The sequence below is a fragment of the Phyllobacterium endophyticum genome, assembly GCF_003010935.1.
Classification (GTDB): domain Bacteria; phylum Pseudomonadota; class Alphaproteobacteria; order Rhizobiales; family Rhizobiaceae; genus Phyllobacterium; species Phyllobacterium endophyticum.
The window spans coordinates 57,587-70,023 of record NZ_PGGN01000005.1; the positions used below are offsets into that span (position 1 = coordinate 57,587).

General features: G+C 57.6%; 15 protein-coding genes. 2 read left to right on the plus strand and 13 right to left on the minus strand.

The features are described from left to right. Positions 1 to 30: 30 nt before the first annotated feature. The 3 genes from CU100_RS21935 to xoxF5 all read right to left on the minus strand — a co-directional run bounded on the left by CU100_RS21935 (position 31) and on the right by xoxF5 (position 3,371). Positions 31 to 891 carry a substrate-binding domain-containing protein gene (locus CU100_RS21935; protein ID WP_106718970.1) on the minus strand — a complete coding sequence of 287 codons (861 nt, stop codon included), beginning with the start codon at positions 889 to 891 and terminating at the stop codon, positions 31 to 33. Between the two features lie 3 nt (positions 892 to 894). Further along, positions 895 to 1,407: a c-type cytochrome, methanol metabolism-related gene (locus CU100_RS21940; protein ID WP_245419191.1), complete on the minus strand. Its 513-nt coding sequence runs from the start codon at positions 1,405 to 1,407 to the stop codon at positions 895 to 897. 182 nt (positions 1,408 to 1,589) lie between these two features. Then, complete coding sequence (gene xoxF5, locus CU100_RS21945; RefSeq protein WP_170113943.1) at positions 1,590 to 3,371, minus strand: lanthanide-dependent methanol dehydrogenase XoxF5; 1,782 nt, start codon at positions 3,369 to 3,371, stop codon at positions 1,590 to 1,592. Positions 3,372 to 3,884: 513 nt separating this feature from the next. On the opposite strand from xoxF5, the gene CU100_RS21950 reads away from it, so the two are divergent. Next, positions 3,885 to 4,220, plus strand: a complete 336-nt coding sequence (locus CU100_RS21950; protein WP_407070370.1) for a hypothetical protein — start codon at positions 3,885 to 3,887, stop codon at positions 4,218 to 4,220. Between the two features lie 156 nt (positions 4,221 to 4,376). On the opposite strand, the gene CU100_RS21955 is transcribed toward CU100_RS21950, so the two are convergent. From CU100_RS21955 to CU100_RS21980, 6 genes are all read right to left on the minus strand, one after another. Further along, positions 4,377 to 5,231: a quinoprotein dehydrogenase-associated SoxYZ-like carrier gene (locus tag CU100_RS21955; RefSeq protein WP_342588324.1), complete on the minus strand. Its 855-nt coding sequence runs from the start codon at positions 5,229 to 5,231 to the stop codon at positions 4,377 to 4,379. A gap of 77 nt (positions 5,232 to 5,308) precedes the next feature. Beyond that, entirely contained in the window at positions 5,309 to 6,268 is a 960-nt protein-coding gene (locus CU100_RS21960) for a quinoprotein relay system zinc metallohydrolase 2 (RefSeq protein ID WP_106718770.1), read from the minus strand. Next, a complete protein-coding gene (locus tag CU100_RS21965) occupies positions 6,265 to 7,023 on the minus strand; it encodes an ABC transporter ATP-binding protein (RefSeq protein WP_245419193.1) in 759 nt (252 codons plus the stop codon). The genes CU100_RS21960 and CU100_RS21965 overlap by 4 nt, the downstream gene beginning before the upstream one ends. After that, complete coding sequence (locus CU100_RS21970; protein ID WP_106718972.1) at positions 6,983 to 7,717, minus strand: ABC transporter permease; 735 nt, start codon at positions 7,715 to 7,717, stop codon at positions 6,983 to 6,985. The genes CU100_RS21965 and CU100_RS21970 overlap by 41 nt, the downstream gene beginning before the upstream one ends. 81 nt (positions 7,718 to 7,798) lie before the next feature. Then, positions 7,799 to 8,809: an ABC transporter substrate-binding protein gene (locus tag CU100_RS21975; protein WP_245419194.1), complete on the minus strand. Its 1,011-nt coding sequence runs from the start codon at positions 8,807 to 8,809 to the stop codon at positions 7,799 to 7,801. Continuing rightward, positions 8,810 to 9,019, minus strand: a complete 210-nt coding sequence (locus CU100_RS21980) for a hypothetical protein (RefSeq protein ID WP_106718772.1) — start codon at positions 9,017 to 9,019, stop codon at positions 8,810 to 8,812. Positions 9,020 to 9,344: 325 nt separating this feature from the next. Between CU100_RS21980 and CU100_RS21985 the strand changes: the two genes are divergently transcribed. Continuing rightward, positions 9,345 to 9,731, plus strand: a complete 387-nt coding sequence (locus CU100_RS21985) for a c-type cytochrome (protein WP_106718773.1) — start codon at positions 9,345 to 9,347, stop codon at positions 9,729 to 9,731. Positions 9,732 to 9,767: 36 nt separating this feature from the next. Here CU100_RS21985 and CU100_RS21990 read toward each other — a convergent pair whose 3' ends face one another. The 4 genes from CU100_RS21990 to CU100_RS22005 all read right to left on the minus strand — a co-directional run bounded on the left by CU100_RS21990 (position 9,768) and on the right by CU100_RS22005 (position 12,426). Next, a complete protein-coding gene (locus CU100_RS21990) occupies positions 9,768 to 10,325 on the minus strand; it encodes a thioredoxin family protein (protein WP_106718774.1) in 558 nt (185 codons plus the stop codon). Between the two features lie 64 nt (positions 10,326 to 10,389). Then, positions 10,390 to 11,079 carry a ribulose-phosphate 3-epimerase gene (rpe, locus tag CU100_RS21995; RefSeq protein WP_106718775.1) on the minus strand — a complete coding sequence of 230 codons (690 nt, stop codon included), beginning with the start codon at positions 11,077 to 11,079 and terminating at the stop codon, positions 10,390 to 10,392. After that, complete coding sequence (gene cbbX / locus CU100_RS22000) at positions 11,076 to 12,014, minus strand: CbbX protein (RefSeq protein ID WP_106718776.1); 939 nt, start codon at positions 12,012 to 12,014, stop codon at positions 11,076 to 11,078. The genes rpe and cbbX overlap by 4 nt, the downstream gene beginning before the upstream one ends. Continuing rightward, positions 12,007 to 12,426 (minus strand): ribulose bisphosphate carboxylase small subunit, encoded by a 420-nt coding sequence (locus CU100_RS22005; RefSeq protein ID WP_106718777.1) that lies wholly within the window; start codon positions 12,424 to 12,426, stop codon positions 12,007 to 12,009. The genes cbbX and CU100_RS22005 overlap by 8 nt, the downstream gene beginning before the upstream one ends. Between the last annotated feature and the right edge of the window lie 11 nt (positions 12,427 to 12,437).

Sequence of the window (12,437 nt, forward strand, 5' to 3'; positions counted from 1 at the left end):
GTTCCGCACCCTCACCTCACCTCCGTCACGCTATTGCGTGATCGGCTTGTTGTTCTCGTCTATCAGCGGCACCTGGAAACCGAGCAGGATCTTGTTGATCTCCGCCTGGTTCTCCCGGATCACCTTGTTCAACGTACGCTTCCACTCCTGATCGGACGGGCGAACACCCATCGTGATCCGGTATGCCATATGTCCGGTCTTCTCCTTGGTCAGCGGAACCACCGTCAGGCTCGGATCGAGCTCCCTGGCATAATAACCCGCCATCGGACCCCAAAGTATCGCGACGTCGATAATACCGCTTTTGAGTTCCTTGATCATGACCTCCGCCATGGAGGGCGCCAGTCTTGTATCCACCATCAACGGATAGGGATGAACATTGCGCATGTAGCCCGCCTTGGCCAGATTTGCCGAAGGCGGCGTTCCGGCTACGACGCCGATTTTCTTGCCGGCGAGTTTGCTGTCCTCGATCGTGTCGACCCCGTCCAGCCCGCTGTCCTTCTTGAAGATCATCACATAAGTCGAGCGGTAGTAGGCATTGGTGTTCTGGACGAGCTCGTCGCCTTGGGCATAGCCCATGATGATATCACAGCGGTTGGCTCGCAGCGTGTTGCGGACGAAGCCCGTTGCCTGCGGATACCACGTATAAGCGACGGACTTGCGACCGGTCTTTGCCGCCACGAGATCCGCCAGCTTGTTTTCGAAACCGTTGCCGCCCTCGTCCGAGAAAGGCATGTTCGAGGGATCTGAGCAGACGCGAAGCACATTGCGATCCACCAGTTCACCTTCGGCTCCAAGTCCGGCGTCCTGCGCCAAAACCTTGGACGGGACAGCAAGTGCTGCCACCATCGCCGCTCCGGCAAGCCATCTGATCAGTGGTTGCGCGTATCGCATCATTCAACCACCCATGCACGAGGCTTCCGCCTCTTTGGCTGCAGGCGGCTTGTCTTCATGTTTCGCCGGGCGTCCGCGTGGCAGATCGCCCACGGCGCGGGCACGCAGATACACATAGAGGTCGTCCATATAACAGTAGACGTTCTTGTTGTTGCCGAATGCCGGCATCACCTTGTCGTTGCCGTTCTTGAGGTTCTTGCGACCCTCCGCAACGATCGAAAGGAAATCGGCATAGGTCATGGTCTTCAGCGACTCGGCCAGAGCAGGTGCGAAGGATGAACCCGCGCCATCGGCGCCATGGCAGACAAAGCAATCGGAATTGAACCGGCGAAAGCCGCTATAGGTGTACCAATCGACCGTACCATCCTCCTCGATCTTGAATGTCGGATTCCCGTCCTTGTCGGCATATTTGCCGTTTTCGTCGGAGGCAACAGCAGCTGCGGCTTTGTCGTCGGCGTAAGCGCTGCCATAACCTGCGACAAGCGCAAGCCCGGCAGTAACAGCAAATAATGTCATTCGAATATGCATTCAGAAACCTCGCATTCAACTCGTCAATCAATGCCAGCACCCTTCGGCACCGCTTGTACGGTTGTTTGATTAGATGGGCAGACGACACAGGGGGCCCGGCCTGGTCGAGCCGGGCACCCGTTTTTCAAAGCCTGCATTCCGCACGCTCACTGTGTCAGCTTCGTTCCCGATTACTCAGGAACGGTGAAAACGGTCAACTGACCGCCCAAGGCCGTGTAGTCGGAAAGAGCGGCATAACCGCCGACCGCACCGAGACCCTCATTCGGCTTTGTCAAGCCAGCGGCAAGACCGATGCCGGCCCAGCCGCCAACACCCGACAGAACAGCAACATATTGTTTGCCATTATGTTCGTATGTGGTGACGTTGCCGATGATACCGGATGGTGTCTTGAACTTGTAAAGTTCCTTGCCGTCCTTATCGACCGCCTTCAGATAGCCTTCGAGCGTTCCGTAGAAAACAACATCGCCATCAGTAGCCAAGGCACCTGACCAGACCGAGAACTGCTCGGGCTTGGACCAGACGATTTCGCCCTTCGCTGCATCCCATGCAATGAAGTTACCCATGCCGCCATGGCTGTTGGGAGCTGGATACATGGACAGTGTAGCGCCAACATAGGGTTGACCTGCCGTGTAACTGACCTTGTAAGGCTCGTAATCCATGCAGACATGGTTTGTCGGAACGTAGAAAAGCTTGGTCTTTGGCGAGTAGGCAGCCGGCTGCTGATCTTTCGTACCAAGAGCCGCCGGGCAGATGCCCGTCGTATTCACATCCTCGCCCTGCTTCTGGGTAGAATACTTGTCCACGACCTGTGGCCGGCCGTAGGTCTTGCTGTCCTTTTTCATGTCGACTTCCGTCGCCCAGTTCACTGCCGGATCGTATTTCTTCGCGACCAGAAGTTCACCATTCGCCCGGTCCATCGTATAGGCAAAGCCGTTACGATCGAAATGTACGAGCACGTCGCGGGCCTTGCCATCGATCTCGATGCCGTCCGCGAGGATCATTTCATTGATACCGTCATAATCCCACTCATCGTGTGGGGTCATCTGGTAAAGCCATTTCGCCATGCCTGTATCGGCATCGCGAGCCATGATGGTCATGGACCATTTATTATCGCCAGGACGCTGGCTGGGATTCCAGGTGGATGGATTGCCGGTTCCGTAATAGATGAGGTTCAGCTTGGGATCGTACGAATACCAACCCCAGGTCGTTCCACCACCGGTTTTCCACTGATCACCTTCCCAGGTGTTCGTACCTGAATCGGCACCCACCGGCTTGCCAAGATGAGTGGTCTTTTCCGGATCGATCAATGTTTCCTTGTCGGAACCCATCGACCATGCGCGCCATGCCTGCTTGCCATCCTTGATGTTGTAAGCGGTCAACGACCCGCGAACACCAAATTCACCACCGGAAATACCGACGATGACCTTGTCCTTGACGACCATCGGTGCGGATGTTCCAGACTCGCCCTTGCTGCCATCCGTGGCTTCTGCATTCTTGACGGACCATTCGACCTTGCCGGTCTTTCCGTCGAGTGCAACGAGTGTCGTGTCGGCCTGATAAAGGAATACCTTGCCATCACCGTAAGCGACGCCGCGATTAACGGTATCGCAGCACATGATGGGAATGACGTTTGCGTCCTGCTTGGGTTCATACTTCCACAGGATCTTGCCATCATTGTTCAGGTCAAGCGCATAGACGGTGTTCGGAAATGGCGTATGTACATACATCACATCGCCAACGATCAGCGGGCCTCCTTCATGGCCGCGCAGCACACCAGTCGAAAACGTCCAGGCGACCTGAAGGTTTTTGACATTGTCCTTGGTGATTTTATTGAGTTTTGAGTATCTGGTATTGGCGTAATCGCCAGTCTGGATAGCCCAGTTCTTCGAATCAGAAATAAGACCCTGCAGATCATCATTGGCCAGAGCTCCTCCCGCCAACGTGAACGACATGGCCGTAGTAGCCAATGCAATTGCAATTAAATTGCTGTGTACACGCATTTTGAGTCCTCCCTAAGTTCACATCTATGAACCATCGGACGAAGCCGTTTTTCACATCGGGTTCGCTCCATTAGCTCACGCAAATGGGGAAGTATTTCCGGCAGCGTGTCACGACAAAGCCAGGCGCGCAGAGGGCACCGTTACTGCCCACCTCGCTTGGCCTACGAAGACTGTCACCACTCCCTTGACGGCAACGTCCTTGAAGCCGGAAACAAGATGACGATAGGAGAAAGAAATGCATTAGGCAAGCGGCATTATCAAATTATATTTGCTGCACTGCGGTGTACTTGTGCTGCATTGCAGTAAGCTACAGATTTAATTGTTCATTCGTGCTGTGCTGGCCAATCTGCACGTCCGAGACTTGATAACCTGATCTTGATTGTGGATTATTATTTACATCTGCTATCTATCTGGAAAAAGTATATTACCGGCCAACAAAGCGAGGATATCATGGTGGCGTCGAAAATGACCCGGATCGGCCTGTTAGCGGGCGCAGCAATTGTCCTTTCTCTACCCGCGAAAGCTGCCCCGGACTACCCCACTTCAGCCTTGGCGGAATACGTTTACAGCTGCATGAAAGCCAATGGGGAAAACCGCGACATGCTCGACCGCTGCTCCTGCTCGATCGACGTGATCGCCTCGGTCGTAACCTACCCTCAATACGAAGCCGCCGAGACATACAAGCAGATGGGTTTGCTGCCCGGCGAGAACGGAGTGCTGTTCCGCGATAGCGCTCCAGCCAAGGCTTCGATCACCGAATTGAAACGGGCCCAGGCCGAGGCCGACGTCCGCTGTTTCTGAAGACCTCGATAATTCATCTTGATGGCCATCTAGGGCAGCTTTCTCGACTTCCGGTGCTCTCGAGCGAGAAAGTTCGCTGCGCTCCGGCTCCTCGAAACCCACCCTATCTGACTCATCAAAATGAACTCTGGAAGGTCTTCATGGCCGCGTTCTTGATCACAGACTAGATGATTCCAGCGGCCATTCGTCCTGGAATTTCTTGCCCTCGGTATCGGCAGCCTCGACCTTGACATCCTCGCCGGGCCGGGCGTCGAATTCGAAGCGGAAGTTCGGGTCTTCCGAGATCGAAATGCCGCCCTCCATGGACATGATCAGCCGGTCGCCCTGCGTGACCGTCAGGCCCTGGATAAAGTGCGCGGGGATATAATAGCGCGTGACCTGATCCATCTGCAGCCCGGAATTGTTCGGGTGGCGGATCATCAGCTGCATCTCCGTTGCGCGGGTCATCGGCTCATTGCCGGGCGTCTTCGAGGTGAAGACGCGCAGCTTCATCTTGCCAAGCGAAGCCAGTGCTTCATCCTGATTTTTCATGGCGGGAGCCGAGCAGCCGCCCGATGCCTTGACGAAGGCCTGTGTCATGTGAAGCTTGCCATCCTCTGTTTCCGCGATGGCGCGAACGTAGGAATAGGCATTGACCCGCAGGCGCGTCGCGAGGTGCGTCACCCCGGCGTCGGGTCCGAATTTGAACACGGCGGCAACCGGTGCCGGGTTTTCATCGACGATGAGCGTTACTGCCTTGATGCGGCCGGTGGCGGCATCTGTCTTGAAGTGCAGATCGACCGGGACGATTGCCGCATCTTCAGCGCGCTTCGGCGCTTCGATCGTAACCAGACCGCCCGCATCCTCGATCGGCTTCTGGCCGAACACGTCGCCCTTCAGCCCGTCCCATGTCTTGCTATCGGGCAGACTGGTAGATTGAGCGCCAGCGGATAACGGCATCGCCGCTCCGATGAGCGCCAGGAAAACAAGCGCAATCGTCCGGCTGCGCGGCCGTTTCGCTTTCATCGTCATATTCTGCCTCCACCAAAATCGGCGGTGCCCGGCCATCCCTACTATATCACCCCGGCTGCCAAACTTGCAAACGCCGTTCATTCCCACTCAAGCTCGGCAAAAGCGGCCGTGGCGTTGCGCATATTGTACTCGTCGAACAGACGCCACCTGTCCCGCTCGCTTGCCGCCGCTGTCTTGACGGCCTCAGCCATCGGCACGCCATCGGCGATTGCCTTGCGAATGTCGCTCGCGAGTGTATCGAAATAGCGTTGCTCCGGCTCAAGCGCCTGCGGCCATGGCGAGGGCGCCGGGCCGTGCCCGGGAACCGCGGAACTCGCCTTGACGGCGCCCAGTTCCTCCAGTTGAGCGATCCAGCCCAGCAGCGACCCGTCCATTGTCGGCAAGTGATCGATGAAACACAGATCGCCAGTAAAAAACGTGCCCGATCGCTCGTCGAAAATGGTGAGGTCGTTGTCGGTATGCGCCGGCTTCCAGGCTTTCAAGGTCAGTACACGCTTACCGAGGTCGATCTGTTCCTCGCCGCTTATCAGCTTCGTCGGCGGAACGATCCTGATATCCGCCATCAATTGGCTGCCCATGGCATCGCGATAACTTTGAAGATAATAGTCGCCCCGGCCGGCAAGGGCGCGCGGCAGGTTGCGATGGCCGACGATTTCGACGCCCGTGCCATCGAAGGCGGCGTTCCCAAAGATGTGATCCGGGTGCATGTGCGTGTTGACGAGATAGCGGATCGGCTTGTCCGTCCTTTCGCGTATGGCACGAAGCAATCCCCTGCCCTCCGCGACACTGCCGCCGCTATCGATGACGGCAACCGCTTCGTCGCCAACGATAAAGCCGACATTGCATATTTCGCCCTCGTTCGCGGCGTTCATCATCTCGGGCCTGCCCGAAAAGACCCACACTCCGTCGGAGATCTCCCTGACTGGCAATTGCCCGGCGACGGCCGATTGCGCCCGCGCGAGGCGATTATGGACCAGGCCGCAGCAGGCGGCGAATGCCCCGGTCTTGAGAACGCTGCGCCGGGTTGGCTGGCTCATGGCACGCCCCCCGGGCCGGCAAATCTCGTATTGAAAGAGCGCAGCAAATCAGCCTTGACCTGTTCATTGCGATAATTGCGCGGCAGGCGGATATCGAACGTACCGATCACATGGGCAGGCCGATCCGAAAGCACTATTATACGATCGGCAAGCATGATCGCCTCCTGGAGATTATGCGTGACCATCAGCGCGGTAGTCGGGCGCTCGGACCAGACGGATAAAAGCATATGGCGCAATTGTTGCGCTGTGGGCTCGTCAAGGGAGACAAACGGCTCATCAAGCAGGAGTATGTCCGGTTCGATCGCCAGCGCCCGCGCAATAGCCGCACGGCGGGCCAGCCCGAGTGAAAGCTCTCCCGGATAAAAATTGCGCATTTTCGATAGGCCGAGCGTGCTGAACAGGCCGTCGAGATTGGCTTCACGCAAATGTTTCGGCATGGCGAGGCGGACATTCTGCTCAACCGTGCGCCATGGCAGCAGCATAGGCTCCTGGAATACTGCGCCGATGCTGGCTTCCGACAATCCGGGCAGTTGGACTGACCCCTGATATTCGCGATCGAGCCCGAGTAGAATTCGCAGCGTGGTCGTCTTGCCGCACCCCGAAGGACCAAGAATGCAGGCGAATTCACCCTGCCCCACCTCAAACCGAAGATCGCGCAGGACTTCGATCGTCGCGCCGTTGGACGTGCGAAACGCCTTTTCCTCGATATCGACCTTAAGCCGAGCGCCGACGCCAGCGATTTGATGTGTGTTCAAGCGGTTGCACCACGACAAGTTCGATGAAGAGCATGACGGCGACGAAGGCCAGCGTATAGGCAAGTATCGCCGCGACATCGAACAGTTGAAAAAACAGGTTGATCTGAAAACCGACGCCGTTGGACCGGCCGAGCAACTCGACCACGAGCACGATTTTCCAGATCAGTGAAACGCCGGAACGCGCTGCGGCGGCGATATAGGGCTGCAGTTGCGGCATCAATACATGCCGCAAGCGGTCGAGCGCGCTGAAGCGATAAACCTGCGCCATTTCTCCGTAGCGCGGATCGAGCGCCCTGGTTCCCTCGCGCAGGGTGACCACCACGTTGGGGATCTTGTTGAGGGCCACTGCACCGATGGCTGCAGCTTCATTGAGGCCGAACCATATATAGGCGAGGACGATGATGACCAAGGCCGGTATGTTGAGGAAGAGAATGACCCACGGATTGAAGAACTGGTCGGCGCGCCGATAGAGGCCAAGCAGGACACCGATGACCGAGCCTACGACCATCGCCAAAAAGAAGGCGGCAGCAACGCGCCACAGGGTAATTGCAAGATTATATGGCAGATCGCCGCTTGCCGTTTCGCTGATGAATGTTTGCAGGACCAGCAAAGGTGCGGGAAAAGAACGGCTGGGCCATAGCGTCGCTCCGGCGTGCCACGCAAGAAGCAGCGCGGCAAATGACAGGAACACCATCAGCGGCGAGGACCATTGCCGCGCTGAAGGCGCGGTGGAGACGATCTTGCCCGACTGCTGTTGGCTGGATGCAAAAGCCAATTAATCCGTCCTCCAGAAGGTGCCCGGTGCCAGAGTTTTTCCGGGACCGACGAGGCGCTCGCCTCCAAGCTCGGCGAGAATGGCATAGAGCCTGATCGCATCGGCCTCTTCATCCTCGACCGATCGCGCAGGAATCCCCTCACGATAACGATCGCGCAGTATCTCCAGAGCGCGGCCCTCGGCCTTCACCACGGGCGCAAGCCGCTGCCATTCCTCATTGGAGCTGCCGAGCAGAGCTTTCGCCTCCCTGCTTGCCTTGATGAAACCCGCGATGGCATCCGGATGTGCATGGGCCCATTTCTCATGAAAAATATACCCTATTGCAGAAACGTTCCCGGTGGCGCCAAGCGCACGGGCCGCATCGCTGGTGCTGACCAGCCGGCGAAAACCGTTTGCTTCGAGCCTTGCGCAAAAATTCCAGAAATTCAGAACGGCCTCAAGCTCGCCCTGCTGCGCCTTCTCAGCAAGCAGCGGCGGCGTACCATAAATTATTTCGCTATTGGCAGGCAAATCGAGGGAGAACTGGTGTTTGGCGTAGCCCTGCATGAGCAGCCAGCTCTTGTCGAGCGGCCCACCGGCGACGCCGATCTTCCTGCCCTTGAGGTCAGCCAGGCTTTTGATCGGCGAATCAACCGGGACCATCAATGCCCCGACCGAACTCGAATAGGGCACGAAGGTGAGATCTTCGCCCGACTGGCGTTGCCGCGATACCCAAAGCCAGTCTGTCACGATGATATCCACGTCGCCGGCCATCATGGCGACGTTGGTCGCGTCCTCGCTGGCAAAGAAGCGGACATCAACATCGATACCGTGCTTCTCGTCGAACTTGTGATGTTTGATCGTGTCCAGCTCCCAGTTTACGGTGCCGAATTTAAGGACGCCGACACGAATGGTCTCGGCGGCTGCGCTCGCATGGGTGCTGAAGCCAAGCGCCAACAGGAGCACGAATGAGAGGCAGAGAAACCTTCGATAGAACCTTGTCGCCATGTCTTGCCGGAACGAGCTTTCCACCTAGAGCTCCAGGTCCTTCGACGGGTAATCGCAGCGCCAGCGAACAACCTTCACCTTGGGATGGTCGCCGGACCATTTTGCAATTTCCGTAGGCGCGAGAAACATGCAGTTGTGGAGGCCGCCGCGACTTTCGAAATGCAGTCGCTCCTCCCGGCAACTCGTCGGATCGGACAGAAGGCAGATGGTCAAGACGAGATCGACAACTTCCATGCAGGCGCACCTCCAATCCTCCGGCCCGTTTGCCTGCACCGCCGCAACACGATGCAAGCGACAGGACCCAAGGCCTTCAAAGGGTTTTCTCAAGGTGCCCGATGAGAAAATGTAGCTCTAAATTACGGTTGTCATCCGCTGGCGTCAATCGCGCCGCGCGACTAAAACACAATCGTGAAGCTGCGGCGTTATATCCAGCCGAGGCAATTGACTTATCGGGGGCTGAAGGTACCTTCTGGAAGTGTTCTAATTTGGTGGCGTCAATGCATGGAAGATTGGCGCCAGTCTTCGTCCAGGGCACCCTTGGCGAAAATGAGGAGATGCCATGCGTTATTCTACCGTTTTGATTGGACTGTCAGTTGCAACACTGGCTGTTGCCGGAGCCCGCGCCCAGGAGGCGGGTGACGCAGCGGCAGGGGAGGTAGTGTTCAAGAAATGTGCGGTCTGTCATGTGGCGGACAGCGACAAGAACAAAGTCGGTCCATCCTTGAACAAGTTGATGGGCAGAACTGCGGGGACGCATCCCGGCTTCAGTTATTCACCAGCGATGAAGGCAGCAGGCGCTGCTGGGCTCGTGTGGGACTCGGCAAACCTGCGTGATTATCTGCACGATCCGAAGGCGAAAGTGAAGGGCACGAAAATGGCCTTCGCCGGGCTGAAGGACGACAAGGATATCGCCAATCTGGAAGCCTATCTCAGCCAGTTCAAATAAAGCCATCGCCGCCGGTATGCTGCCGGCGGCATTCGGCTAGGAAAGCTCCCGCCATTTGATTGAACACCCGACCGACGCGATCTGCTCGCGCGGCCCTTGACCCGTACGTGCAACTTCAATCATCGCTTCGTAGAGATCACGCCTTGTGCCGGGAGCCGCTGTTTCCTTGCGGGATGCGTCCAGGCGCCCTCGGTACTGTAGCTCGCCGGCACCGTTGAACCCGAAGAAATCCGGGGTGCAAACAGCCCCGTAAAGCCGGGCAACGCTCTGGTCGACGTCGTGCAGATAAGGGAACGGAAAGTCGTTCTCCCGCGCGAAGACCTGCATATTTTCAAAAGAGTCGGAAGGATAGGCTGCTGCATCATTGGCGTTGACGGCAACGAAGCCGACGCCAAGTTGCCTCAAGTCCCGGGCATCCCGGACAATGCGCTGGATGACGGCCTTCACGTAAGGACAGTGATTGCAGATAAACGCGACAACCAGGCCTTTTTCGCCGGCCTGCGCCAGAAGCGAGTGATCCTTCCCATCCGTTCCGGGCAGTACCGCGTCCACGGCCTTCCAGCCAAAATCACAAAGGGGTGGTATCGCCGCCATTGCCTTTCTCCCCGTTAGATCACATGGCCAACCCAACCCTCCCCTCGAGGGGAGGGTAAAAGGCCTAGGCTGCCGCCCGATGCCTTGCATTATTCGCCGCATGACGGATTGCGGCGATATTGTCAGCATAGGCCGCTTTGCCGTTTCCCTTGAAGACGGCGGAGCCTGCGACAAGCACGTTTGCTCCTGCCGCCGCGACGAGCGGAGCAGTCTCCGGTGTCACACCGCCGTCGATCTCTATGTGAATTGGACGATTGCCGATCAGCGCTTTCACGCGGCGGACCTTATCTACAACAGACGGGATGAACGCCTGCCCGCCAAAACCCGGATTGACAGTCATGAGCAAGACCAGATCGAGCCTGTCGAGAACATATTCGATGACGCTCTCAGGCGTTGACGGATTGAGAGAAACACCGGCCTTCTTGCCAAGATTGCGAATGGCCTGCAACGAACGGTCAAGATGCGGACCGGCCTCCGCATGCACGGTGATATAGTCGCACCCGGCATCGGCAAAAGCGCCAAGATAGGCATCCGCCGGCGCGATCATCAAATGGCAATCGAAAATAGCGGCCGTGCGATTGCGAATGGATTTTATGATCTGCGGCCCGAAAGTGATGTTGGGCACGAAATGCCCGTCCATCACGTCGAGATGCACCCAGTCTGCCCCGGCGGCCATGACGTCTTCAACCTCCTGACCGAGGCGGGAAAAATCCGCGGAAAGCACCGATGGCGCTATGAGTACATTGCGGTTCATGGCGTTTTCTCCTCCCTTGGTGATCCGGAAAACACCCGGCTGACCCTGATATCGTCCGCGGTGATGGTGGAAAGCGCCATTGCGTCGGTTGGTCCGTTCGAAGCTTCGAACAGCCGGTTGGCGTGGCGCAGCCTCGCCCTGTCGAGCGCATTGCGGATCGACCGCGCATTGGCGAAATGCGGCTGCTGGCGCCGCCTTTCGATATAGTCGGACATGATGGCGCGGCCCTGCGCATCGAAACTATAGTTCTGTTTCGACAGCATCGTATCGGCGATGCTCAGCAATTCGTCGGAGCTGTAATCCGGAAAGTCGATATGATGGGCGATACGCGAGCGGAAGCCCGGATTGCTCTCGAAGAACTTGTCCATGCGATCGGCATAACCGGCGAGGATGACCACGAGATCATCGCGCTGGTTCTCCATCACCTGCAGCAGGATTTCGATCGCTTCCTGCCCATAGTCGCGCTCGTTCTCCTGCCGGTGCAGATAATAAGCCTCATCGATGAACAATACGCCGCCCATGGCCTTCTTCAGGATCTCCTTGGTCTTCGGTGCCGTATGCCCGATATATTGGCCGACGAGATCATCCCGGGTGACGGAGACAAGATGACCTTTGCGGATGTAACCGAGGCGATGCAGAAGGTCCGCCATACGTAGCGCCACCGTCGTCTTGCCCGTGCCCGGATTGCCGCTGAAGCTCATGTGCAGCGTCGGCGTGTCATGCGCGAGACCCATGCGTCGCCGAGCCCGCTCGACCAGCAGCAAGGCGGCTGTCTCCTTGATGCGCTGCTTGACCGGCTTCAGGCCGATCAAGTCGCGGTCGAGCTCGTCGAGCACCTCCTTGACGCCGGATTCGATATATTCGGCGCGCAAGTCGATGGCAGCCGGAATCTCCACTGGAGGTTCCTCGAGTTGGGTAATGCTGGCATCAGCCATAGCGCTGCCCCACTGGCTTGTCGGTTGCGTAGGACCTTGTGGTGTAACGAACGACGCGTCCCTCACCCTCCTGACGGGCAAGATGGAAGCCGGGCTCTTCAGCCGGGCGATTGACGAGAAACGACAGCTTGACGGACTCCCACCCATGAGTGTTGTCGAAGGCGACGAAGCGGATGTAGCAATCGCCGTAGACCTTGCGGCATTCCTTGAGCTCCATCATGAGTGCGGCCGCATCCGGATTGTCGAACATCGGATGTCCCCACATGTCCCAGTAGGTGTTGCGCGGGTGCGGGTCGTCGGTGAATTCGAGGCTCACCGCCCAGCCATTGTCGATGCAATACTGCACCTGCCTGGAAATCTGCTCGTCGGTCAGGTCGGGCAGGAACGAGAATGCTCCCTGTGTGATACGCATGTCGGTACTCC